The following is a 25,496-nucleotide window of genomic DNA, read 5'->3' as shown; positions in this document are numbered from 1 at the left end:
CCGCCACGGCAATGCCACGGCCGGCAATTAATAATCTTGCATTCTATCACCCCATTCTTGCGCCACATACGCCTGGATCAGGTGAATCGGGCGCCACACAAAGCGGCGCCAGCATCGCCAGTTTTACTGTGGCGCCGGGGCCTGCCAGCCGCCCCCCAGCGCCTGGATCAGCGCCACCGCCGTGGTCTGGCGGTCGGCCTGCGCCTGCACCAGCTGGCGCCGCGCCGACAGGGCCGTGACCTGCGCCGTCACCACGTCGGTATAGCCGACCTGGCCGGCGTTGTAGCGGTTCAGCATCTGCTGCTCCACTTCATCGGCGGCCGCGGACGCCTGGCGGCGCAGGTCGATCTGTTCGGCCAGCGCACGCGTGGCCGACAACTGGTCTTCGACCGTGCCAAAAGCCGTCAGCACCGTCTGGCGGTAGCGCGCCACGGCTGCTTCATGGCCGGCCCTGGCCGCATCCACGCTGGCGGTGGTGGCGCCCGCGTTGAACACGGTCTGCGCGGCCGACAGGCCCAGCGACCACAGGCTCGACGAAGCGTTGAACAGGTCGCCCACTTTGCTGGCGCCGGAGCCGTACGACCCGGTCAGGTTCAGGCTCGGGTAATAGGCCGAGCGGGCAATGCCGATCTGCTCATTGGCCAGCGCCACGCGGCGTTCGGCGGCGGCGATATCGGGCCGGCGCTGCAGCAAGGTCGACGGCACGCCCACGGGAACCTCAGGCACGGTGATGGTCCACGGCGCCACGGCAAGCGCAAAATCGGACGGCGCGCGGCCCAGCAGAATCGCGATCGCATGTTCTAGCTGGGCCCGCGCGCGCACCTGGCTGGACAGGTCGATCTGCGCATTGGCCAGCTGCGTCTGCGCCTGCAGCAAGTCCGATTTCGCCGCAATGCCGGCACTGAAGCGGTTGCGCGTGATGTCGAGCACGCGCTGGTAGCCTTCGATGGTGGACGTGAGCAATGCGATCTGCGCATCGCTCTGGCGCAGCGAAAAATAATTGATGGCCAGCTCGCCCTGCGCCGACAGGCGCGCCGCGGCCAGGTCGGCGGCGGACGCTTGCGCGGAAGCGTCGGCGCTGGTCACGCCGGCGCGCAGGCGGCCCCAGATATCGGGCTCCCACGAGGCGCCCAGCGCGGCCCGGTAGTTGTTGCTGGTCTGCTGCTCGCCGCCACCGCCCGAACGCGTGCCGCTGCCGGTCAAACTGACGCTGGGGAACAGCGAGGCGCGCTGTTCGCGCACCAGCGCGCGCGCCTGCTCATACGAGGCGACGGCGGCGGCCACGTTCTGGTTCGAGATGTCGATGCTGGCGGCCAGCTGGTTCAACTGCGTGTCGCCGAACAGGGTCCACCAGGGGCCGCGCTCGAGGGTGTCGGCCGGCGCGGCAGGCTGCCAGCCAGCCGCCTCCTTGAACGCCAGCGGCGCGGCAGTCGCTGGCACTTCATACACGGGGCTGACGGCGCAGCCAGCCAGCAAGGCAAAAGCGGCCAGCGCCAGAGCGTGCAACGGCAGGCGTGCGGGAACAAAGAACGTACGATGTTTTACTTGACTCATGATTGTGTGCTCGGGTTATCTGGCCCAGGAATGCGGCTCAATTGCTGCTCGTCGGCGCTGCGCGTGCGCAGTTTGTCGAGCAGGATGTAGACCACCGGGGTGGTCAGCAAGGTCAACAACTGGCTGGCAATCAGGCCGCCGATAATGGCGACCCCCAAGGGCTGGCGTAGCTCGGACCCCTCGCCAAAGCCGATCGCCAGCGGCAAGGCGCCCAGGGCCGCCGCCAGCGTCGTCATCAGGATCGGGCGGAAACGCAGCAAACAGGCCTCGCGCACCGCCTCGATCGCTGTCAGCCCGCGCGAACGCTCGGCCTCCAGCGCGAAGTCGATGATTAATATAGCATTTTTCTTGACGATGCCGATCAACAGGAACACGCCGATCAGGGCGATGATGGAAAACTCCATGCGGAACATCAGCAGCGCCAGCACCGCGCCGACGCCGGCCGACGGCAGGGTCGACAGCACGGTAATCGGATGTATCAGGCTTTCGTACAGAATGCCCAGCACGATATAGATCACCACAATGGCCGCCAGGATCAGCAGCGGCTGCTCCTTGTTGCTGTCTTGGGCGCTCTTGGCCGACCCCTGGAAACTGCCACGCACATTGACCGGCATGCCGATTTCGGACTCGGCCTGCGCCACGGCCGCCTGGCCGTCGCCGAGCGTATAGCCATCGGACAGGTTGAACGACACGGTAGTGGCCAGCTCGCCGCCCTGGTGGTTGATCGAGGTGGCCGTCGAACTTTCGGCAAAGCTGCTGAACGACGACAGCGGCACCATCGTCGCCAGGGTGGTCGACAGCGCCGTGCCACTCGACGGATCGCGCGCGGCCGTGGTGTTCGAGGTGGTGGCGGTGACCGCCGAAGTCACGGCCGAGGTGGTAGTGGTTGTCGCGGCCGCATTCGAGGCCGGCACATACACCGAGCGCAACGCCTCCGGGCTTTGCGCATAGCGCGGCGCCACTTCCATGATCACGTGGTACTGGTTCAGCTCATCGTAGATGGTGGCCACCTGACGCTGGCCGAAGCTGTTGTACAGCGCATTGTCGATGTCGCGCACCTGCACCCCCAGTTCGGTGGCGCGGTCCTTGTCGATCGAGACAAAGGTCTCCACGCCATTTTCCGCCTGGTCGGTATCGACGTCGATCAGGGCCGGCTGCGACTTCATCTGGTCGGCCAGCTTCGCCGCCCATTTCTTCAGGTCGGCCTGGTTGTCGCTGATCAGGGTGTACTGGTAGGTCGAATTGCTCGACCTGCCGCCCATGCGCAGGTCCTGCACCGGGTTCAGGAACAGCGAAATGCCGGTCACCTTGGCCAGTTGCGGGCGCAGGCGGGCGATCACCGCCTGGCCCTTGTCGGTGCGCTGCGACGCCGGTTTCAAGTCGATGAACATGAAGCCGCCGCCCGCCCTGCCGCCGCCCGTAAAGCCCACCACGGTGGCCACTGCCGGATCGTCCTTGATGATATTGACCAGTTCACGCAGCTTGCCCTGCATGGCCTGGAACGAGATGCTCTGGTCGGCGCGCATGCCGCCGTTGATCTGGCCGGTGTCCTGCTGCGGGAAAAAACCCTTGGGCGCGGCCGCGAACAGGTACACGTTCAGGCCGACCACGAACACCAGAATCGTCATCACCAGCGCGGCGCTCGACAAGGCCCAGTCCAGGCAATGTTCATAGCCCTTCAGCAGCTTGTCGAAACCGCGTTCGAACCAGCGCGCGATGGCGCCCGGCTGCTTGTGCTGCTCGCCGCTTTTCAGCAGCCAGGCGCACATCATCGGCGTGGTGGTCAAGGAAATGACCAGCGAAATCATTACCGCCGCCGACAGGGTCACGGCAAACTCGCGGAACAAACGTCCCACCTGGCCGCCCATGAACAGCAGCGGAATGAAGACCGCCACCAGCGACAGGCTGATCGACAGCACGGTAAAGCCGACTTCGCGCGCACCGAGCAGCGCCGCCTTGAAGCGGTCCATGCCGGCTTCGATATGGCGCTGGGTGTTTTCCAGCACCACGATTGCGTCATCGACAACAAAGCCGGTGGCCACCGTCAGCGCCATCAGCGACAGGTTGTTGAGCGAAAAGCCCAGCATGTACATCACGCCGAAGGTGCCCAAGAGCGACACAATCGTGGCCACCGCCGGAATGATGGTGGCGCGCACGCTGCGCAAAAAGGCACTGACCACCAGCACCACCAGCACGATCGACAGGATCAAGGTGAACTCGATCTCGTGCAGCGAGGAGCGGATCGAATTGGTGCTGTCGGACGCCACCTGCAGCTTGATGTCGCCGGGCAGCTGCGCCTGCAGTTGCGGTAGCAGCGCGCGCACGCCGTCGACCGTGGCGATCACGTTGGCGCCGGGCTGGCGCGTGATCAGCACGATCACGGCCGGGTCGCCATTGAACAGGCCCAGGGTATTGTTGTTCTCGACGCCGTCCTGCACTTCGGCCACTTCATCGAGGCGGATCGCGGCGCCGTCGCGCCAGGCTACCACCAGGCTGCGGTAGTCGGCAGCGCTGCGCCCGCCCGAGGCGGAGCTGGCGCCCGAATAAATCTGCAGGCTGCGTTCGTCGCCGGTGACCGCGCCTTTCGGGCGATTCGCGTTGCTGGCCTGGATCGCGGCGCGCACGTCTTCCATCGATACGGCATAGTGGTTGAGCTGGTACGGCAGCAGTTCCACGCGCACCGCCGGCAGCGAACCGCCACCAAGTTCCACGTCGCCCACGCCCTTCACTTGCGCCACTTTCTGCTGCACCAGGTTTGACACCGCGTCATAGATCTGGCCCGGCGTGCGCGTCTTCGAGGTCAGCGCCAGGATGATCACCGGCGCATCGGACGGATTGGCCTTGCGGTAGGTCGGATTGCTGCGCAAGGTGGCCGGCAGGTCAACGCGCGAGGCGGCAATCGCCGCCTGCACTTCGCGTGCGGCCGCATCGATCTTGCGGTTCAGGTCGAACTGCAGGTTGATGCGCGCCGAGCCGGTGCTTGACGACGAGGTCATTTCGTTCACGCCCGAGATCACGCCCAGGCGCCGCTCAAGCGGCGTGGCCACCGAAGAGGCCATGGTGTCCGGGCTGGCGCCAGGCAGGCTGGCGCTGACCGAAATAGTCGGATAATCGACCTGCGGCAGCGGCGAGACGGGCAGCACGAAAAACGCGCCGATGCCCGCCAGCGCGATGCCGATGGTCAGCAGCACCGTGGCAATGGGCCGCTTGACGAAGGGTTCGGACAGATTCACGCGGCGCTCCCTGCCGGCGGCTGGTCACCCGGCTTGTCCAGATTGACGCCATCCTTGCGCTTGCCGGCAAAACGGCGGCCCAGGCGGTCAAAGCCCAGGTAGATCACCGGCGTGGTAAACAGGGTCAGCACCTGGCTGACGATCAGGCCACCAAAAATCGCCAGGCCCAGCGGACGGCGCAACTCGGCGCCTTCGCCCCAGCCCAGCATCAGCGGCACGGCCGCAAACAGCGCCGCCAGGGTGGTCATCAAAATCGGCCGGAAGCGCAGCAACGCCGCCTGGTGGATCGCTTCCTGCGGACTCTTGCCTTCGTCGCGCTCGGCCTCGATGGCAAAGTCGATCATCATGATGGCGTTCTTTTTCACGATGCCGATCAAGAGGATGATGCCGATAATGCCGATCACGCCCAGGTCCTGGCCCGACAACATCAGCGCCAGCAGCGCGCCGACGCCGGCCGAAGGCAGGGTCGACAAAATCGTCAGCGGGTGGATATAGCTTTCGTACAGCACGCCCAGCACGATATACACGCACACCACGGCGGCCAGGATCAGCCACAGCTGGTTCGACAGCGAGTTTTCGTACGCGCCGGCGGCGCCCAAAAAGGTCATCGTCACCGAGGCGGGCAAGGCGATGTCGTGCGCCGCCGCGCGGATCGCATCGACCGCGCTGCCCAGCGCCACGCCCTTGGTGGTATCGAAACCAAGCGTGGTGGCCGGGTACTGCGCCACGTGCGTGATCTGCAGCGGCGACTGCTTTTCGGTAATCGTCGCAAACGCCGACAGCGGCGTCGACTTGCCCGAACCGGTGCGTACCTGCAGGTCGCCCAGGTCGGCCGGCGTGGTGACGATGCCGGGCTGCGCTTCGAGAATCACGCGGTACTGGTTGGTCTCGGTGAAAATCGTCGAGATGATGCGCTGGCCAAAGGCGTTGTACAGCGCGTCGTCGACGGTGGCAGTGGTGACCGACATGCGCGCCGCGCTGTCGCGGTCGATTGCCACGTTGACGGCAGCGCCGGTGGCGCCGGCGTCGGTGGTGACGTTGCGCAGCTGCGACTTTTCACGCATGCGCGCGGCCAGCTTGTTGGCCCACTCGGTAACGATGGCGGTGTTCGCGCCTTCGAGCGAGACGCGGTATTGCGTCGGGCCCGATTCGGCATCGATGGTGAGATCCTGCGTCGGCTGCAAATACAGCGTGACGCCGGCCACCTTGCCCACGCGGTTGCGCAGGCGGTCCATGATGTCGTCCTGGCTGTCGCTCCTCGATCGCTTCAGGTTGATCAGCATGCTGCCCGTGTGGAGCATGGTGTTGTTGGCCGCATCGACGCCGACCAGGGAACTCAAGGTTTCGACGTCCGGGTCTTCCAGAATGGCGCTGGCGGCCGCCTGCTGCAGGCTGGCCATGCGTTCATACGAGACGGCTTGCGAGGTTTCGATGCGCGCCTGCAGCTGTCCCGTGTCCTGCGTCGGGAACAGCCCCTTGGGGATCGTCATGTACAAGATCACCGTCAGGATCAGGGTGGCCAGCGCCACCAGCAGGGTCAAGCCCTGACGCTTCAGGACCCACACCAGCGCATGGTCGTAGCGCACAATCACGCGGTCGAGGAAAGCCTGGATACGCTGGCCGGTGGCACCGATCTTTTCATCGGCATGGCTTTTCAGCCAGCGCGCCGACATCATCGGCACCAACGTGAGCGACACCACGGCGGAAATCAGGATGGTAATCGCCAGGGTCATGGCGAATTCGCGGAACAAACGCCCTACCACGTCGCCCATGAACAGCAGCGGAATCAGCACGGCGATCAGCGAAACCGTCAGCGAGATAATGGTAAAGCCGATCTGCGAGGCGCCCTTCAGCGCGGCGGCCATCGGCGTTTCGCCCTCTTCGATATAGCGCGCGATGTTCTCGATCATGACGATGGCGTCATCGACAACAAAGCCGGTGGCGATCGTCAGCGCCATCAGCGACAGGTTGTTCAGGCTGTAGCCGAGCAAATACATCACGCCACAGGCGCCGATCAGCGAGATCGGCACCGACAGGCTGGCGATCACGGTGGCGCGCAGGCTGTGCAAAAAGGCGAAGATCACCAGCACCACCAGCAGCACGGAGGCGAGCAGTTCGAGTTCCACGTGTTCGACCGAGGCGCGGATGCCCGTGGTGCGGTCGCTCAGCACGTCGAGCTTCATGGCCGCAGGCAAGCTCGTTTGCAGCTCGGGCAACAGCGCCTTGATGGCGTCGACCGTCTTGATCACGTTGGCGCCGGGCTGGCGCTGCACGTTGAGGATGATGGCTGGCTGCTTGCCGGCCCAGGCGCCCAGGCGCGTGTTTTCGGCGCTGTCGACCACGTTGGCCACATCAAGCAGGCGCACCGGGGCGCCGTTTTTATAGGTGATGATCAGGCGCTTGTAGTCTTCGGCCGTGACCAGCTGGTCGTTGGCGTTGATCGTAAACGAGCGCGACGGGCCGTCGAAACTGCCCTTGGCGCTGTTGACATTGGCGGCCGCAATCGCGGTACGCAGGCTGTCCAGGCCCAGGCCATACGAGGCCAGCAGCTTGGTATCGCCCTGGATGCGCACGGCCGGGCGCTGGCCGCCCGACAGCGACACCAGGCCCACGCCATTGACCTGGCTGATCTTCAGCGCCAGGCGCGTGTTGACGATATTTTGCACCTGCGTCAGCGGCATCGTGTCAGAGGTAATGGCCAGGGTCAGCACCGGCGCGTCGGCCGGGTTGACCTTGGCGTAGACCGGTGGCGCCGGCAAATCGGTCGGCAGCAGGGAACCGCCGGCATTGATCGCAGCCTGCACTTCCTGCTCGGCCACGTCCAGGGTCTGGCCCAGGGTGAACTGCAGCGTGATGATGGAGACGCCGGCCGCGCTGGTCGAACTCATGCGCTGCAGGCCGGCCATCTGGCCGAACTGGCGCTCAAGCGGCGCGGTGACCGTCTGGCCCATGACTTCGGGGCTGGCGCCCGGATACAGCGTCTGCACTTGGATGGTCGGGAAATCAACCTGCGGCAAGGCCGCCAGCGGCAGGAACTTGAAGCCCACCATCCCGGCCAGCACGATGGCCAGCATCAGCAGCGCGGTGGCGACCGGCCGCTTGATGAACGGGGTCGATGGACTCATTGCGCCGCACCCTTCGCTGGCGTGGCGGCCGGCGCGGTCGCCGGCGCAGATGCTGCCGGTGCAGACGATGCTGGCGCACCTGCGGCACCTGCAGCACCGTCAGCGTGCTGGCGGCGCTGGCGGTGTTCGCCACTCGCGCCACGCGCGCCCTGGCCCTGGCCGGCTGGCTTGTCGCCGGCCAGGGTGACTTTCGCGCCTTCCTTCAGGCGGTCGGCGCCTTCGGTGATGACCTTCTCGCCCGCTTCCAGGCCGGCGCGGATTTCCACCATGTCGGTGGTGGCCTGGCCTCGCGTGACGATGCGCACGGTGACGGTCTTGTCCTCTTTCAGCACGTAGACAAAGTCGCCGTTGTTACTGTGGCGCAGCGCGGTGACGGGCACCAGCACGGCGCCCGTGATATTGCCCATCTCCAGGCGCACATTGACGAACTGGCTGGGGAACAGCGCCATCTTGTCGTTCGCGTAGCGGGCCTTGGCGCGCACGGTGCCGGTCTGCACGTCGACCTGGTTGTCGAGCGCCGTCAGGCTGCCCTTGTCGAGCGTGATGCTGCGCGTGCGGTCCAGCGCCAGCGCCGGCAGCGCGACATTCTGCGCCTGGCGTTCCTGGATGGTCTGCACCTTGTCCTGCGGGATGGCGAACTGCACGTCGATCGGCGACAGCTGGGTGATCACCACCACGCCGCCGGCGTCGCTGGTGCTGACCAGGTTGCCGATATCGACCACCTTCAGGCCGGCCCGGCCGCTGATCGGCGAGACCACCTTGGTGTAGCCGAGGTTCAGCCTGGCCGTGCCTTCGGCGGCGCGGTCGGTCATCACGGTGCCTTCGAGCTGCTTGACCAGCGCGGCCTGCGTATCGACGTCCTGGCGCGCGATCGAATCCTGGCCCAGCAGGGTCTGGTAGCGCTTCAGGGTCAGGCGCGCGTTTTCCAGCTGCGCTTCGTCGCGCTGGCGCTGGCCGGACGCCTGCATCAGGGCCATCTCGAATTGCGCCGGGTCGATCAGCGCCACCACCTGGCCGGCCTTGACCATCGCGCCCTCCTTGAACTTGAGCTCCTTCAGGATGCCCGACACCTGCGGGCGCACCGTCACGGTCGACGCTGCGGTGACGGTGCCGAGCGCGTCGAGGACTACCGGCAGATCGGACTTGACGGCCGTGGCCACGCCGACGGTGGTCGACGGACCGCCGCGGCGCGCACCGCCAGGACCGCCAGGACCACCAGGCCCGCCGGGGCCCATGGCGCCGGCGCCGCCCGGCGCGCTGGCGCCCGAATGCGTCAGATACCATGCGCCGCCACCGAGGGCGGCCATCACGGCCAGGGCAATCACCGTACCGACGATCCTGGAACGGCGGCTGCGCCGCGCGGGGGTTGGGGTTATCTGCGTATCCATCGCTTATCCTTTTATGAGCCGCTGGCACGGCGTAGTTTTTGAGCGCGCACCGAGTCGGTTCACTCTGGCAGGCGCTGGTTTTTCGGGTATTTTTTACAAGATTAACGGGGAATCAAGAGCTGAAAATCAGCTGAAAAAACATCGTTCTCCATCGAGCGAGGACTCTAGCATAGTCATGTAACTGTTTCATTTCTGTCTGAAACAATTGCGCCTGAAAACAGGCCGCGCTGCACCCTGCAATATCAGCAGGCATCAGGCTTTCAAGGCGGTACGCAGCTGCGCCGGCAATGTGCAGGCAGATACAAATTCGCTACAAATCTCCGGCGGCCTTTACCCGCCTTTACAGACGCCCAATAAAAACAAGCCGGACAAAGCCGGCTTGAGGTAAGACACAGATGAGGATACGTCTTATTTACTACCCATCGGATCGGTGCACAGGCAATGCGTCAGCGCCATGAACGGCTTGCGTTCGCTGGTGATACCGGAGAGCCAGCTAAGGTCGCTGGCGATGCCCAGCGCCGCCTGGGGTGGCAGGCCGGTGGCAGCCAGGCCCAGTTTCACGTGTTCGCCAAGGCCCAGCGAGGCCATCGCCCTGGCGCCAAACATGCCGATCACGCGGTCGACGGTCGACGTTTCGCGCTCGATATACGCCACGCGGTAGTCGGCGCCCAGGTTGGCCCGCTTGGCAGCCGAAGCCAGCGCATCGCGGTAGCTGCCGATGCGGTCGACCAGGTTGCGGTCCTTGGCCTGCAGGCCGGTCCACACGCGGCCCTGCGCCACTTCGTTGATTTTCTCGGGCGTGGTCTTGCGCGCCTTGGCGGCGATATTGATGAAGTCGCCGTACACATGGTTGATCGAACCCTGTATCACTTGCGCGAAGCGCGGGTCGAGCGGGCGCAGCGGGTTGCCGGCGTCGGCCAGCCAGGTGGTCGGCGCGCCGGCCGTGTGGATGCCCAGCTTGTCGATGACTTTTTCGGCCGTCGGCAAGATCGCGAACACGCCGATCGAACCGGTAATGGTGGCCGCATCGGCAATCACTTCATCGGACGAAGTGCTGATCCAGTAGCCACCCGAGGCGGCCACGTTGCCCATCGAGACCACCACTGGTTTACCGGCGGCGCGTGTCAGCTCCAGTTCGCGGCGGATCAGCTCCGAGCCAAACGCGCTGCCGCCGGGCGAATCGATGCGCAGCACCACCGCCTTGATGGCCTTGTCTTCGCGCGCCTGGCGGATCAGGCGCGAGGTGGACAGGCCGCCGATCGAGCCGGCCGGCGCCACGCCGTCGCCGATTTCGCCGGAGGCGATCACCACGCCGACGGCGTCGCCGACCATCGCCGGGTGCAGGCGGGCCAGGTAGTCGCTGTAGCCGACCTGGCGGAAGTTGTTGCCGTCCGCGTCTTTCGCGCCGCGCTCCATCATCAGCTTGCGGATCTCATCGCGCGTTTTCAGGCCGTCGACCAGCTTCGCGTTCAAGGAGGCCTTGGCGATATCGCCGCCGGTCGCTTCCAGCAGTTGCGGCAGGTTGTCGATCGCGGCCATGATGGCGCCGGCCGGCAGCTTGCGGGCTTTTTCCACGTCGGTGGTGTAGGTGGTCCACAGGCCGTTGTTCAGGTAGCGGTCCGCTTCGGCCGCCGCGTCCGACGGGCCGTTGGCGATAAACGGCTCGGCAAAGCTTTTGTAGGTGCCCACTTTGAGCAGGTTGACCGTCACGCCGACCTTGTCGAGCGCGTCGCGGTAGTAATTGCGGTAGCGGCCAAAGCCTTCGATCATCACGCCGCCCATCGGATGGACGAATACCTCGTCGGCTTTCGAGGCCAGCAGGTACTGGCGCTGGTTGTAGCTCGAACCCCAGGCCGTGACCTTCTTGCCGCTGGCGCGGAAGCGTTCAATGCCGGCCCCCACTTCGCGCAAGGACGCCAGGCCGCCGCCTTCGAGCTCATCGAGCAGCAGCACCATCGCGCCCACATTCTTGTCCTTGGCGGCCGTATCGAGCACCGCCAGCACATCGCGCAGCTGCACGGTTTTTTTCACGTCGCCGCTGACATTGGCCAGCACCGCTTCGCGCACGCCGCCCGGCACCTCTTCCACCAACGGACCTTGCAGGTCCAGCACCAGCGTGGTCTTTTCCTGCAGGGGCTTGGCGCCGCCGCCAAAGATGGCGATCAGGATGGCGATCACGATCAGCAGGAAAATCAGATTGAAAACGGCGCGGCGCGTGGCGTCGAGCGCGCGCCAGAAGGCGCCAAAACCGCGGCGCAGCGGAGGAAACGGGTTCAGTGACATTGATTGATGCTCCGTAGAGGGTGAGCTGAAAAAAATCAATATAACTGAAATCCGTATCAATAGTCCTGTTTTGACAACTGCGCCCCGCCCTTTTGCGCCGGCGTGGAAATCAGGAACAGCCCGGCCAGCACCAGGACGCCGTTCAGTATCAGCAGTTCCAGGCCGATGCGGTAATGCGCAAACAGCAGCGATTGCTCCTGCTCGATCAGTGCGCACAGCAGCGGTCCGGCCAGCGCCACCACAGGCACCCAGCGGTCGCGCACGCCGCGCCGGCTCAACAGGCCAAACGCAAAGAGACCCAGCAGCGGCCCGTAGGTATAGCTGGCCAGCTTCAGAATCACCCCTATCATGCTGGGGCTATCGATCCATTTGAAAGCCATGATCAGCAGCAGGAACAGGGCAGTAAAAGCCAGGTGCACGCGGCGGCGCCAGCGCATCTGCATGGCCGGATTCAAGTCCTGCCGGCGCTGCAGGCCCAAAATATCGATGCAAAAGGTGGCTGTCAGCGCCGTCAGCGCGCCGTCGACGCTGGGGAACAGCGCGGAAATGAGCGCAATGAAAAAGATCAGCTGTACCGCCGCCGGAAAATGCCCCAGCACCACCGCCGGGAACAGCTTGTCGCCGGTCGCCGTAACGCCGGCCAGCGGCGCATACAGATGCAGCAGGCCGCCCAAGAACAAAAACAGCAGCAGCACGCCGGTCAGCACCACCGTCAGGCTCAACATGTTCTTTTGCGAGTCCCGCAAGGTGCGCACCGAGATATTCTTCTGCATCATCTCCTGGTCCATGCCGGTCATCGCAATCGTGATGAACATGCCGGCCACGATATGCTTCCATACGAAGGCCGGGCTGTCCGGATCCAGGGTGAACATGCGCGCCAGCCCCTGCGCGCGCATGCGCTCCAGGCTGTCGATCACGGAAATATCCATCTCGCGCAGCAGGAACACGCTGCAGATCACCAGTCCGGCCAGCATGCAGGCCGTCTGCAGGGTATCGGTCCAGACGATGGTCTTCACGCCACCCTCGTATGTATACAGCAAAATCAGCAGCAGCACCACGGACGCAGTCAGCCAGAACGGCACGCCAAAGCTGTCAAGGATGGTCGCCTGCAGGATATTGACCACCAAATACAGCCGCGCCGTCGCCCCCAGCAAACGAGACAGGATAAAGAACGCCGCCCCGCTCTGGTACGAGCGCCGCCCCAGCCGCAACTCCAGGTAGCGATAGATGGAAGTGAGCTGCAGCCGGTAATACAGCGGCAGCAGAATAAACGTGATCGCCAGGTAACCGAGTACATAGCCGATCATCAGCTGCACATAGCCAAACCCGTCACGCCCCACCGCCCCCGGCACGCTGATAAACGTCACGCCGGTCAAGGTGGTGCCGACCATGCCGAAGGCGACCAGCATCCAGTTGCTGTCCTTGTTCCCGATAAAAAAACTGTCATTGGTGGCATGGCGCGAGGTGCGCCAGGCCACGCCGAGAAGGATCAGGAAGTAGGCGAGGACGACGGAGAACAGGATGGCGGGGGACATGGGGGCCGGCGGCAAAGATGAACAGGGGCGTGAATATACAACAAAGCGCCCGCCTCCTTGCGAAGACGGGCGCTTTTTAGTTGCCCTGCCGGTTCACCTCGGCATCAGATGCAGCAGCTTATTTCGACAGTTTAATCTGCGACAGCTCCGCCGTCAGGTAGCCGACCGCGCCACTGAACTTGTTGTTGTAGTTGGTGTTGATCATGATGTTGATCTGGTCCTTCAGCGCCGATGGCAGCGTCGGGAAGCGGTTCCATTCGTCGCCTGGGTGCTGGAAGTTGCTCATCACGTAGGTCCAGCCATTGATCTCGTCAACCGCATGCAGGCCGGTCGATTCCGCGCCGGCCGGGCACGACAGCAGGCGTTCCAGCTTCTTGGTGTCGACGTTGTAACCCCACAGGAAGTTGTTCAGGTGGTTGCCGCTGTCCTCGCCGATAAACAGGGTGCGCAGTTTTTCCGAGAACTTCAGGTTGTCGGGGCTGGCGATCTTGTCCGGGTTGGCGGTATTGCCCAAGGCGTCGCCGGCGATGTCTTCGCCGGCGATCAGCACGCTCGATTCGCTCGGCACCCATTCGCTGTCGATGGCGGCGCCGGTGTCGTCCTTCTGGCCGCCGGCCAGCTTGTGCGAGACCACGGCGCCCGCCACCAGCTTCTTGAACTTGACGTTGTTGCCGGCGACGTACCCCGAGCCGCCTTCGACCATCGAATCCTGGATATTGGCATACGCCGAATAGGCAATCTTGTCCTTGGCGTTGACCGTCGTGCCTTCGTTCTTGGTAAAGGCCATGCTGCCGCCCTTGAGGGCTGCGTAACGGTGGGTTTCCAGAAAGGCGGCGGCTTTTTCCTGGCCGGCCTTGACGCGGACCCAGGCGGTTTTCTTGTTCAGCACGATCTTCGTGTAGCTGGTGTCGTTCGGATCGGTCAGGGTCGAATCCATGATGTCGGTGGCCTTGATGCCGCCGTCGACCAGCGCCTTGATCTCGGCGTGCGTCGCATGGCCGAGCTTGACCCATTGCAGCTTGCCGGTGGTGGTCTCGGTCAGCTGGCTGGTGTATTTGGCGACGTACAAGGTGCCGCCTGCCGCCAGGTCGGCGGCCTTGTCGGCCACGAACATGAACAGGCCGCCATTGGTGTAATCGTCGCCGCCGAGGATGGTGCGCTGGTCGGGCATGACCTGCACCAGTTCGCGCGAGTAGCGGCCCAGGCAGTAGTGCTTCTTGATGCTGCCGGTGCCGTCCGGGTTGACGGAGACCTCTGGCAGGTGGCCGTAGTCATACGGATTGGCGGTGGTGGCATTGCCGAACACGTTCGTGCTGAACTGTTTGAGCACGGCCAGGGTCTGGCCGCCCAAGCCCTGGTCGAAGGCATCGGGTTCGTACTCTTCGCTCGACAGGTGGGTGTTCCATGGCGACAGGCTGGCGCCGCAGGTAATCCACAGGCCTTTGACCGACGAGGTATCGACGTTATGGTATTTCACCATCGACAGCTTGCCGGTGGTCTGGTCCTGGTCCAAGGTCAGCACGGCGATCGGCGACGGCAAGGTGCCGTAGGTGGATGCGCCGGCCTGGTTCAGCGAGTTGTATTCAAACTGCACCACGGCAAACACCGGCTTGCCCTTGACGCCGGTCACGGTGGCGTTGGCGACCGTCAACATCGAGCTGCCGTCCGGCGAGTCCGAGAAGAACTGGCGCTCCCTGCCTGGCACCGAACTGTCGATGATGGGCTGGTTCTTGATGTCGAAGTAGCCGCCCGCGATCACGCTGCCGCCCTTGCCGTCCGGCACGCGGTCACCGGTCAGGAAGAACGGCTGGTAAGCCAGGTTGTAGCTGTTGCTGCTGCCATCGCTGAAATTGACCTTGAGCTTCGAGCCGACGGTGGTGGTGGCCAGCGCGGCAGGCGCGCTGGCCGCTGGCGCAGCCATGCCGGTGAATTCCGCCGTGGTAAACGTCGCAACCGGGGTGCCGGTGCCCGTGCCTGGCGTGGTCACCGGAGGCAGGTCGTTATTTGAGCTGCCGCCACAACCGGACAGGAAGGCGCTGACGCCGGTCAGGCCGGCCAGAGGCAGCATGGGGGCGCCGGCAAACAGTTGCAACAGGCGACGACGGGTAGACTCAGGAGCATAATTCGACATTTTTTGTTTCTTCCGTTATAAATAAATATCGTGGGACAGACCAGCTTGAATACGAGGCCGGATGATAAACAAGTAATATTTCAACTTGATGACCTGCCCATGCAAAAATTCGGAAGAGACGGAGAGCCGGAGTTTACGCTGTCTTAATGACGTGTGGCATGCAGCAATTTTTCGCCAGCCACCCCTACCGATATCGGATGCAAACGATCGAGCCGGCCACTCCACGCCGTCAGGCCGAACGCCCCCAGCACCACCAGCGCACCGATCCAGCCGGTATGGACCAGGCCCAGGTGTTCGACGATCAGGCCGCCACCCCAGGCGCCACCGGCAATGCCCAGGTTGAAGGCGGCGATATTCAGGCCCGAGGCGACATCGACGGCGCGCGGCGTGAAGTGTTCCGCTTGCTGCACCACATACACTTGCAGGCCAGCCACATTACCGAAGGCAACCGCACCCCACAGCAGCACGGTGATGATCACCAGAATCGGGTGCGGCGCGGTAAAGGTCAGCAGCAGCAATACAAGGGCGAGCAGCAAAAAGATCAGTTTCAGGGCCTGCACCGGACCGCGCTGGTCGGCCAGCTTGCCGCCCCAGATATTGCCGAACGCGACCGACACGCCATACACCAGCATCACCAGTCCCACGGCGCTGGCGCCCAAGCCGGCGACTTGCTGCAGGATCGGCGCCAGATAGGTAAAGGCAATGAACGAGCCGCCGTAGCCGACCGCCGTCATGGCGTACACCAGCAGCAAGCGCGGCTGGCCCAGTACCTGCACCTGTTGCAGCAGGGATGCCGGTTTGCTGTGCGCGATGGTGGAAGGCACGTACAGCAGGCTGCCGATAAAGGCGACCAGGCCCAGCGCGGAGACGGCCAGGAAAGTTTCGCGCCAGCCGAAGTGCTGGCCGATAAAGGTACCCAGCGGCACGCCGGTGACCAGCGCCACGGTCAGGCCGGTAAACATGATGGCGATCGCACTGGCGGCTTTTTCTTTCGGCACCAGCGAGGTGGCAATCGTCGAGCCGATTGAGAAAAACACGCCGTGCGCCAGGCCGGTCAGGATGCGGGCGATCACCAGCGTTTCATAGCCGGGCGCTTTCCAGGCCAGCAAGTTGCCTAGCGTGAACAGCACCATCAGGGTCAGCAGCAAAGTCTTGCGCGGCACCTTGCCGGTCAGTGCGGTGAGCACCGGCGCGCCGATGGCCACGCCGAGCGCATACAGGCTGACCAGCAAGCCAGCCGACGGCAGGTTCACGCCCAGGTCCTGCGCGATGGTCGGCAGCAGACCGACAATGACGAACTCGGTGGTGCCGATGGCAAAGGCGCTGATGGTCAGCGCCAGCAGGGCAATGGGGATATTGAACATGGAAAACTCCGATAAAGTTGATAGCACGCAGTATCGGAGTTTTCTTTGTTTCGAAAAATACCTCGCCGGGCAGAAGATACTTGCGCCGATATCAACAATTACCGAATCTGATAAAATACGCTGATGAATTCAGACAAACTGGCGCTGCTGCTGACGCGCGAAATGCCATATGGAAAGTATCAGGGACGGCTGCTGGCCGACCTGCCCGGCCACTACCTGGGCTGGTTCGCGCGCGAGGGTTTCCCCTCGGGCGAACTGGGCAGTTTGATTGCGCTGATGTACGAGCTCGATCACAACGACTTGCGCGGCCTGCTCGATCCGCTACGTCCGCCGGGCTGGAAACGCAAATACGATTAGCTGGAAGAGGCCACGCTTTTCGCCTGCGCCGCCTTGGCCAGTGCCGTGGCATAGGCTTCGTAGACGCCGAAGATCTGGTGCACCAGCTTGCTGCCGCCGGCCAGCACGGCGCCTGTCAGCACCACATCGACGGCAATAAAAGCGCTGTACTGGTCCTGCACCGACAGCGGCAGGCCGGATGCCGAAATCGGCGTCAGCACCATGATCTGGGACAGGAAGCGAAAGCCCACGGCCGAGGTGATCATGCCCAGCGCCAGGCCGACCAAGGTGGTGGCCTTGATGGTTGCCACGGTGTACGGCAGCAAGGCTTTTTCCTCGGCGTCAACGTTCAGGTCCGCTTGCTCGATTTGCTGGCGCGCATCGTCCAGCGCGGTGGTGATGGCGGTCTTGCGGTCGTCCAGCGGGTCAGGCGTGCCGTTGAGTTCGGCCAGCAGATCGCTGACGCGGCGCTTCAGGCGGCCACGCTGGGCCTGCCAGTAGGTGATCGCCTGCTGGTGCGCGGCGACCTCGGGCGGCGCCCACAAGGACACGAATACTTCGATCATGCGCTCGACAAACAGGGCCACCAGCAGCATGGAGCCGAAGATGCCCGGCACCAGCGCCGTGAAATTGGACTGGAACGCCAGCGCGCCGGCCTGCCAGCTTGCCGCCAGCGCCACCGCCGCCACGCACAGCAGCGCGCATGCCACCATCAAGCCCTTGCCCGTCCTGCCTTGCACGCCCTCGTCATTTGCCATGGTTCGCCTTTCGCCTTGCGGCATGAAAAGCTGAACTATAAGCAATGATGACGCGCATGATTGTCACGCATTGTCACGCAGATTAAAACTGGCGCACTTTTTTCGCCAGCATGGTGGACAGCTCGCCTGACGTCACCAGCGCCTGCAACTCGCTGGCGCCGCCGACCAGCACGCCGTTGACGAACACCATCGGGAAAGTCGGCCAGCCGCTCCACATCTTGAGCGCGTTGCGGCGATGCCACTGGCTCAGGTAGCTGCCGTACTGCAAATACGTATAGGGCGTTCCCAGCACGTCGAGGATCTTGCGCGCCTTGCGCGGAAACGGATTGAGCGCCATGCCGACCACCACCACCTGCTGCGCGGCAATCGCCGCCTGCACTTCGCGCACGATGTCGCCATGCTTGCCGCCTATCGAGGCACGGGCGGCGGGATGGATCTGGGTTTCGTCGAGAATGGCGCGGGTCATGGAAGTCCTGTGGGGAAGGCACGTTGCGTGCGGATCGCGCATTGTAGCCTGCGGTAGCGGGCAGTAGCGCGGCACGGTGGAGTTTGCTACAATAATGAGAATAATTCTCAATCAACTATTTACCATGACTGCAGGCACGGCCTCCGCTCTTCTTACCGACATGGTCAGCCAGAACCACGGCTGGCTATTGGGCTGGTTGCGCGGCAAACTGGGCAACGCCTTCGACGCCGCCGACGTGGCCCAGGATACCTATGTGCGCGTGCTGGTCACGGGCCGGATGCCCGAGCAGGCCGAACAGTCGCGCGCCTACCTGGTGCGCATCGCCAAGCACCTGGTGGTGGACCTGTACCGGCGGCGCCGCCTTGAACATGCTTACATGGAAGCGCTGCAGCACCTGCCGCCGGCCCATCTGCCTTCCGTGGAAGAGCGCACCATCATGCTTGAAACCCTGTGCCAGCTCGACGCCGCCCTCGACCGCCTGCCGCTGCGGGTGCGCGAAGCGTTCCTGCTGTCGCAGTTCGATGGCCTGACCTACAGCGCGATCGCGCAGCAGCTGGAAGTGTCGGTTGCCTCGGTGCGCAAATACATGTTGCAGGCCGCGCAGGCCTGCTTTGCCGTGATGGCTGCCTGATTGAACGGCGCCACCGACAGCGCGTCGTCCGAACTGCATCAGCAGGCCCTGGCCTGGCTGGTGACAATGTGGTCCGGCGAAGCGACAAACGAAGAACGGCAGGCTTTGAATCGCTGGCGCCAGGCGTCGGCCGCGCATGAACAGGCCTGGCAGGCGGTGCAGCAGATGCAGCAGCGCCTGCGCAGCGTGCCCGCCAAAACCGCCGGCCCGGTGCTGCGCGCCGCTTCCCGGCGCACCAGCCGGCGCGCGGTGCTGCGCGGCCTGGCGCTGCTGTGCGGCGGCGGCGCGGCGTTGCAGGCCGTGCGCGAGACCGAAAGCTGGCATGCCATGACGGCGCAATACAGCACCGCCACCGGCGAACGGCGCGACATCGTGCTGGCCGACGGCAGCCGCATTGCCATGAATACCGCCACCGCGCTCGACGTGCGCTTCGATGCCGGCCAGCGCCGCATCAACCTGCATCGCGGCGAAATCATGATCACCACCGGCAAGGATCACGGCGTGCCCTACCGCCCTTTCGTGGTCCACACGGCGCACGGCACGGCGCGCGCGCTGGGCACGCGTTTCGTGGTCTGCCAGCATGGCGAACATACGCAGGTGCAAGTCTATGAGGGTGTGGTGGAAGTGCGGCCACGCCTGCACCCGGCAGCGTTGCAGCGCCTGGCGGCAGGCAGCCAACTGCGCCTGAGCGCGCAGCTGGCCGGGCAGGCCCAACCGCTGGCACTTCTTGAGCCGGCCTGGCTGGCCGGCGAACTGGAAGCCGAACAGATGCGCCTGCAAGATTTCCTGGCCGAACTGGCGCGCCATCGGCCCGGCGTGATTGATTGCGATCCGGCCGTGGCGGACCAGCTGGTCTCGGGCATCTACCCGCTGGGCGACACCGACAAGGTGCTGGCCGCCCTGGTGCAGGCGCTGCCGGTACAGGTGCGCTACCGGACCCGCTACTGGGTCACCGTGCAGGCCATCGAAAAAAACAGGCAAAAGCAGTAGCACTTTTTTCTTTTCATACGGGATATCAAGTATCACCCCTATCTTGAACTGAAAAGGACCACCTGCATGCCGCACCCAATGTCACCGTACCCCCTGCGCCGCATGGCCCAGGCCGTTTTGTTCGCCGCATTGTCGATGGGCGCTGGCGCAACGCTGGCCCAGTCGCCGGCAGAAGCCCGGCGCCATGTCGAGATCGCCGCAGGCACGCTCGACAGCGCGCTGAACCGCTTTGCCAGCAGCACCGGCATCCTGCTGGCCATCGACGGCAAGCTGACCGCCGGCAAGACCAGCGGCGGCCTGAACGGCGACTATACCGCGCAGCAGGGCCTGGCCGCCTTGCTTGAAGGCAGCGGGCTGGAAGCCGTGGCCCAGCCGAACGGCGCCTATGCGCTACGCAAGGCGATCGCCACCCAGGCCGGCGCCATGCCGGAACTGGTGGTCACCAGTACGGCCGACACCTCGTCCATCGACCGCGTGGTGATCACCGGCGCGCGGAACGGCAACGACCTGGCGGGCGGAAGAGTGGCGCGCGCCGGCGGCCTGGGCGTGCTGGGCTTTGCCGACGTGATGGATACGCCGTTCAGCACCACCAATTACACCGCCCGCATCCTTGAAGACCAGCAGGCGCGCACCCTGGCCGACGTGGTCGTCAACGAGGCATCGGTACGCACCATGACCTCGACCGGCGGCTTCAGCGAAGACTTCCAGATCCGCGGCTTCAACGTCACCAGCGGCGACGTGGGACTGAACGGCCTGTACGGCCTGACCTCGTCGAACCGCATGCCGACCGCCTTCATGGAGCGCGTCGAAGTGCTCAAGGGGCCAGGCACCCTGATGTATGGCATCAGCCCGAATGGCAGCATCGGCGGCAATATCAATGTCGTTACCAAGCGCGCCAGGGATGAACCCATCACCAGCCTCACAGCCACCTATGAAAGCGCGGCCCTGCTGGGCGGCTACCTGGACGTCGGCCGCCGCTTCGGTCCGGACCAGGCCTGGGGCGTGCGCTTCAATGGCGCCTACCGCAAGGGCGACACCAATATCGACGGCGGCAAGCAGGAATTCGGCCTGGTGGCGCTGGCGCTGGACTACCGTTCCGACGCCCTGCGCTGGTCGGTCGACAGCTACGCCCAGCGCGAAGATACCGACAACTTCCGCGCGCAAACGGGCTTCCGGCCCGGTATTACCCGCTTGCCGAAAGCGCCTTCCGGCCACCGCGCCGTGTATGCCGGCGCCGACCTGGCGCTGCGCGACGCCACCATCGCCTCGCGCCTGGAATACGACCTGTCGTCGCAGATCATGCTGTACGCCGCGGCCGGCTACCACTATGGCGCCAGCGAGCAGGACTTTCCGTCGGCGCGCGGCGCGGACGGCATGGATGAACTGGGCAACCTGCGCGTCAGCAGCGCCTGGTACGACGCCGCAGCGCGCAGCAAGACCGGCGAAGTGGGTGCCCGCGCACGCTTCAACACGTTGGGCGTGAAACATCTGCTGTCGCTTTCGGCGTCGCGCCTGGAACAGGAAGCGGGCAGCTTCTACCTGGCGGCGCCCGCCAGTACCCGGCTAGACTCGAATATCTATGCGCCGGTGCCCGTGTACCAGGTCAGCGGCGAGCGCCTGTCGCCGACCAAGACCTCAGAAACGCAGCTGACCAGCATGTCGCTGACCGATACCGTATCGTTTGCCGACGGCCGCGTCATGCTGACAGGCGGCCTGCGCCAGCAAAAGGTGCAAGCGCAAAACTTCAGCGCCGCCGGCGCGGTCACCAGTTCGTACAGCGAAAGCGCCATCTCGCCGATCGCCGGCGTGGTGGTGCGGGCGCTGCCGAATGTCTCGTTGTACGGCAACTTCACCTCGGGCCTGACGCGCGGCTCGTCAGCGCCGGCCACCACCGCCAATGCGGGCGAGGTGTTCGCGCCGTTCAAGTCAAAACAGTACGAACTGGGCGTGAAGATGGAACACAATCAGGTCATGACGGGCGTGTCGGTGTTCCAGATCGACCGGCCGAACGCCATCACCGACCAGGTCACCAATATCTACAGCATGGACGGCACCCAGCGCAACCGTGGCCTGGAACTGTCCGCCGTCGGCGAAGCCATGCGCAACCTGCGCCTGATGGCCAGCGCCACCGTCTACGACGCCACGCTGAAACGCTCGGCCGGCGCGGTCAACCAGGGCAAGGATGCGATCGGCGTGCCCAAATACACGCTCAACCTGGGCGCCGACTGGGACGTGCCGGGTGTGAGCGGCCTGAGCGTCAATGCGCGCGCCATCCATACCGCCGCCACGCCTTACGATGTGGCCAACACGCTCGATATGCCGTCGTGGACACGGGTCGATGCCGGCGCGCGCTACCGCACCACCATCATGGGCAAGCCGGTGGCCTTGCGCGTCAGCGTGGAGAACCTGTTCAACAAGAACTACTGGCTGTCGAGCAGCACCCTGCTGACCGTCAGCACGGCGGCAGCAGCGCGCACCTTGCTGCTGTCGGCGCAGTTCGACCTGTAAGCCGTCAGCGTGCGCCGCCTTGTCTATCGGGCGGCGCGTGTCCAGATGTTGCATTAGAATTTTTGCATTGATAACACGACCCCTGCCCGGGCATCCCATCATGATCATGCAAAAATTTCTCGGCGTCAGCGCAACCGCGCTCCTGCTGGCAGCAACGGTTGCGCCAGCCGGCGCGGCAAACGGCAACACGGCGCAGTGGACCAGGGCGAAACCGCTGCTGGAAGCGGCGCTGTCCTGCAACCGCATCGACCAGCAGTTCCAACTGGCCGAGCAGGCGCTGGTCAGCGCCGGCTGGAACAGTTCGCAAGGCACGGCCCCGGTGGCCCTGCCGGTGACGCTGCAAGTGTTCGGCTTGACGACACAGCGCATCGCCATCGCCAGGGACGGCGGCGAGCAAACCTATCGCGCCTTTTTACCCGGCGTCAGCATCGCCCAGGCCGTCAAGGCAGCCAAGCTCAAGCTGGGCAAGGATGGCAAGGAATACGGCCGCATGGCCAAGCTGGGCGTATTGACCGCCGGCACCGAAGACGGCGTCACCACCCTCACCTGCATTTTCGACAGCGAGGGCTGAACCAGCCGATGCCCTCCTCTGCCCAACATCCCGCCACGCCCGACGGCCGCTATTTCGTGGTCAGGGGCCGGCTATGGCGCATGAGCAACCCGCAACTGGCGCCCGAGGAAAGAGACAAGCTGGTCAAGCAACTGATGGCGGCGCGCCGGCAGGTCGGCGCGGCCCTGAAGACAGGCGACAAGGAGGCAGAGCACGGCGCACGCGCAGCTGTCGACGAGGCCAAGCATGCGCTGGGCGAGCGCGGTGCCGTGTGGTGGAGCGACGGCGCTCCCGACTACAACCGGAAGATGGTCGTCAATACACCTTATGCCGCATGGCATGCGGCGCTCGGTGCCGAATGAAGACTGGCTCAACGCGCCAGTTGCAGCGCCCGGTTCCGGCGCGCCAGCCACGCCAGCGGCAGCAGCGCCAGCAGCGATGCGGCCACGCCGGCCCAAGGTGACAACGCCATCAGCTGGCGCGACACCATCAGCGCGCCGAGCATGGAGCCGAGCGAAATACCCAGGTTGAAAGCCGAAATATTCAGGCCGGAAGCAAAATCGACGGCCTTGGGCGTATGGCGCTCGGCCGTTTCCAGCATGCCGGCCTGCAGCGCCGGGGACAGGCCGAAGGCGAACACACCCCAGACAAACAGCATCACCACCATCAGGAACTGCGAGCTGATCGCCAGCGCCACGCCGACTTGCGTGGCCGCCAGCAGCAACAGCATCAGGCGCAGCGCTTTTTGCCAGCCGTAATGGCTGGTCAGATAACCGCCGCCCAGGTTCCCTGCAAAGGTGGCGGCGCCAAACACGATCAGCAAGGCGCTGGCCATGTTGGCGGAAAAGCCGGTAATGTCGGTCAATATCGGCGTGATGAAGGTAAACGCGGCAAAACTGCTGCCGAAACCGAACACGGTGACCGCCATCATGGTAAGGATGGGTCCGCTGCCCAGCGCCGCCAGTTGCGTGGCAGCCTTGCCGCCCGCCCCGTACGCCAGGCTTGCCGGCAGCCAGTGCGCCATCGCTCCCAGCCCCAACGCGGCGAGTAGCGCCACGGCAAAGAACGGCAAGCGCCAGCCCATCAGGTTACCGAGGAAACTGCCGAGCGGCACGCCGACCACCATCGCCAGGGTCAGGCCGGCAAACATCACGGAAATTGCCCTGCCCGCCTGGGCTTTCGGCACCAGGTTCGCCGCCACCGTGGCGCCGATGGCAAAAAAAGTGCCATGCGCGATGGCGGTGATGACCCTGCCGGCCAATAACAGTTCGAAGGTATGCGACAGCGCCGCCAGCAAATTGCCAGCTAAAAACACCGTCATCAGCCCCAGCAACGCCAGCTTGCGCGGCAAGCGCGACAGGCCGATCACCAGTAGCGGCGTACCGATGGCCAGCGCCAGCGCGTACAGGCTGACCAGCGAGCCGGCCGATTCGATGGGTATGCGCAAATCCTTTGCAATCGCCGGCAGGATGCCGACGACAATGAATTCGGTCACGCCGATGGCAAAGGCGCCGACCGCCAGCGACAGTACGCCGGGTGGCATCTTGCTGGCAACAGGGGAAGAGGTAGTCATGGAAAGGTCCGGTGGTCGATTCAGGCTTGCCAGTGTAAAGGCCGGAACACTTTTGATATAGACTTCCATAATCGAAACACCTATGAAATGGATTCCATAATGTCCAGGCAAGATATCAATCGGTCGTTTGAAATGGCCGTGTTTGTCACGGTGGTGGAAGCGGGTGGCTTCACGGCTGCGGCGCACAAGCTGGCGCTGACGCCATCAGCCGTCAGCAAGCTGGTCAATCGCCTGGAAGCCCGGCTCGGTGCGCGCTTGCTCCAGCGCAGCACGCGCCAGCTGCACACCACGCCGGAAGGTGACGCGTTTTACGTGCAAAGCAAGCGCATCCTCGACGATATCGATGGCGCCGAGCGCGAAGCGGCGCAAGGCGCGGCGCCGCGTGGGCGCCTGCGCATCAACTGCTTCGTGCCGTTCGGCGTGCGCCATCTGCTGCCGATCCTGCCCGAATTTGCGCAGCGCTATCCCGACATCGTGCTCGATGTGATGGTCAGCGACGCGGTCGTCGACCTGCTCGAAGACCGCACCGATATCGCGATACGTACCGGCAAGCTGAAGGAATCGAACCTGGTGGCGCGCAAATTGGGCGAGGACACGATGGTGGTGGTGGCCTCGTCCGCTTACCTGGCGCGCCACGGCATGCCGCACACGGTGGATGAGTTAAAAAAGCATAATCTGCTGGCCTTCAATTTCCGCTGCCAGAACGAGACCTGGCCGTTTCTCGATGGCGCAGGCGGCATGCTGCAGATCGCGCCGCAGGGCAATACGCACATCAGCGACGGCGACAGCATGCGCCAGCTGGTGCTGGCCGGCATGGGCCTGGGACGCTTTTCACGCCTGCATGTGCAGCCCGATATCGACCGGGGCTTGCTGCTGCCACTGCTGGAAGACTTCAACCCGGGCGACAAGGAAACCGTCCACGCCGTCTTTGTCGGGCCAGGCCAGCAAGTGCCGGCGCGCGTGCGCGTGATGCTTGACTACCTGCTGGAAAAGGTCAGGCTGGGCTGAGTCGATGCTGCCGAGCGCAAACAAGCCGGCGGGCAAGCTGAACATGGCGTGGTATCGACTTCA

18 protein-coding genes are annotated in these 25,496 nt (G+C 64.3%); 7 read left to right on the top strand and 11 right to left on the bottom strand.

Annotated features, from left to right (window positions below; genetic code table 11):
- Window positions 1–123: 123 nt before the first annotated feature.
- The 8 genes from AC0Z42_RS07415 to AC0Z42_RS07380 all read right to left on the bottom strand — a co-directional run bounded on the left by AC0Z42_RS07415 (window position 124) and on the right by AC0Z42_RS07380 (window position 16,604).
- Window positions 124–1,554, bottom strand: a complete 1,431-nt coding sequence (locus AC0Z42_RS07415) for an efflux transporter outer membrane subunit (protein ID WP_485467586.1) — start codon at window positions 1,552–1,554, stop codon at window positions 124–126.
- Window positions 1,551–4,787, bottom strand: a complete 3,237-nt coding sequence (locus AC0Z42_RS07410) for an efflux RND transporter permease subunit (protein WP_485467585.1) — start codon at window positions 4,785–4,787, stop codon at window positions 1,551–1,553. The genes AC0Z42_RS07415 and AC0Z42_RS07410 overlap by 4 nt, the downstream gene beginning before the upstream one ends.
- Window positions 4,784–7,912 carry an efflux RND transporter permease subunit gene (locus AC0Z42_RS07405; RefSeq protein WP_485467584.1) on the bottom strand — a complete coding sequence of 1,043 codons (3,129 nt, stop codon included), beginning with the start codon at window positions 7,910–7,912 and terminating at the stop codon, window positions 4,784–4,786. Before AC0Z42_RS07405 ends, AC0Z42_RS07410 begins: the two co-directional genes overlap by 4 nt.
- Window positions 7,909–9,300, bottom strand: a complete 1,392-nt coding sequence (locus AC0Z42_RS07400) for an efflux RND transporter periplasmic adaptor subunit (protein WP_485467583.1) — start codon at window positions 9,298–9,300, stop codon at window positions 7,909–7,911. The genes AC0Z42_RS07405 and AC0Z42_RS07400 overlap by 4 nt, the downstream gene beginning before the upstream one ends.
- A gap of 408 nt (window positions 9,301–9,708) precedes the next feature.
- On the bottom strand, window positions 9,709–11,583 hold the full coding sequence (gene sppA, locus AC0Z42_RS07395) for a signal peptide peptidase SppA (RefSeq protein ID WP_485467582.1): 1,875 nt from the start codon (window positions 11,581–11,583) through the stop codon (window positions 9,709–9,711).
- Between the two features lie 56 nt (window positions 11,584–11,639).
- Window positions 11,640–13,118, bottom strand: a complete 1,479-nt coding sequence (locus AC0Z42_RS07390; RefSeq protein WP_485467581.1) for a sodium:solute symporter — start codon at window positions 13,116–13,118, stop codon at window positions 11,640–11,642.
- A 118-nt stretch (window positions 13,119–13,236) separates the two neighbouring features.
- Complete coding sequence (locus tag AC0Z42_RS07385) at window positions 13,237–15,186, bottom strand: PhoX family protein (protein WP_485467580.1); 1,950 nt, start codon at window positions 15,184–15,186, stop codon at window positions 13,237–13,239.
- 206 nt (window positions 15,187–15,392) lie between these two features.
- Window positions 15,393–16,604: an MFS transporter gene (locus tag AC0Z42_RS07380; RefSeq protein ID WP_485467834.1), complete on the bottom strand. Its 1,212-nt coding sequence runs from the start codon at window positions 16,602–16,604 to the stop codon at window positions 15,393–15,395.
- A gap of 132 nt (window positions 16,605–16,736) precedes the next feature.
- On the opposite strand from AC0Z42_RS07380, the gene AC0Z42_RS07375 reads away from it, so the two are divergent.
- Window positions 16,737–16,970 (top strand): DUF3820 family protein, encoded by a 234-nt coding sequence (locus tag AC0Z42_RS07375; protein ID WP_485467579.1) that lies wholly within the window; start codon window positions 16,737–16,739, stop codon window positions 16,968–16,970.
- Here the strand turns inward: AC0Z42_RS07375 and AC0Z42_RS07370 are convergent.
- Entirely contained in the window at window positions 16,967–17,707 is a 741-nt protein-coding gene (locus AC0Z42_RS07370) for a hypothetical protein (protein WP_485467578.1), read from the bottom strand. The genes AC0Z42_RS07375 and AC0Z42_RS07370 overlap by 4 nt on opposite strands.
- An 82-nt stretch (window positions 17,708–17,789) precedes the next feature.
- Entirely contained in the window at window positions 17,790–18,173 is a 384-nt protein-coding gene (locus tag AC0Z42_RS07365) for a glutaredoxin domain-containing protein (RefSeq protein WP_485467577.1), read from the bottom strand.
- 124 nt (window positions 18,174–18,297) lie between these two features.
- Between AC0Z42_RS07365 and AC0Z42_RS07360 the strand changes: the two genes are divergently transcribed.
- The 5 genes from AC0Z42_RS07360 to AC0Z42_RS07340 all read left to right on the top strand — a co-directional run bounded on the left by AC0Z42_RS07360 (window position 18,298) and on the right by AC0Z42_RS07340 (window position 23,214).
- Entirely contained in the window at window positions 18,298–18,804 is a 507-nt protein-coding gene (locus tag AC0Z42_RS07360) for a sigma-70 family RNA polymerase sigma factor (RefSeq protein ID WP_485467576.1), read from the top strand.
- Window positions 18,805–19,794: a FecR domain-containing protein gene (locus tag AC0Z42_RS07355; protein WP_485467575.1), complete on the top strand. Its 990-nt coding sequence runs from the start codon at window positions 18,805–18,807 to the stop codon at window positions 19,792–19,794.
- A gap of 78 nt (window positions 19,795–19,872) precedes the next feature.
- Window positions 19,873–22,302, top strand: a complete 2,430-nt coding sequence (locus tag AC0Z42_RS07350) for a TonB-dependent siderophore receptor (protein ID WP_485467574.1) — start codon at window positions 19,873–19,875, stop codon at window positions 22,300–22,302.
- A gap of 100 nt (window positions 22,303–22,402) precedes the next feature.
- Entirely contained in the window at window positions 22,403–22,873 is a 471-nt protein-coding gene (locus tag AC0Z42_RS07345) for a hypothetical protein (RefSeq protein WP_485467573.1), read from the top strand.
- Window positions 22,874–22,881: 8 nt separating this feature from the next.
- On the top strand, window positions 22,882–23,214 hold the full coding sequence (locus AC0Z42_RS07340; protein ID WP_485467572.1) for a hypothetical protein: 333 nt from the start codon (window positions 22,882–22,884) through the stop codon (window positions 23,212–23,214).
- Window positions 23,215–23,222: 8 nt separating this feature from the next.
- On the opposite strand, the gene AC0Z42_RS07335 is transcribed toward AC0Z42_RS07340, so the two are convergent.
- On the bottom strand, window positions 23,223–24,425 hold the full coding sequence (locus AC0Z42_RS07335; protein ID WP_485467571.1) for an MFS transporter: 1,203 nt from the start codon (window positions 24,423–24,425) through the stop codon (window positions 23,223–23,225).
- A 99-nt stretch (window positions 24,426–24,524) separates the two neighbouring features.
- Here AC0Z42_RS07335 and AC0Z42_RS07330 point away from each other — a divergent pair, with 99 nt between their 5' ends.
- A complete protein-coding gene (locus AC0Z42_RS07330) occupies window positions 24,525–25,433 on the top strand; it encodes a LysR family transcriptional regulator (RefSeq protein ID WP_485467570.1) in 909 nt (302 codons plus the stop codon).
- Window positions 25,434–25,496 lie beyond the last annotated feature (63 nt).

The sequence above is a fragment of the Janthinobacterium sp. 1L-D-8-B-C4 genome, from assembly GCF_057291295.1.
Note: the sequence above shows the minus strand (reverse complement) of the source record. Positions and strands in the feature narration are given on the sequence as shown.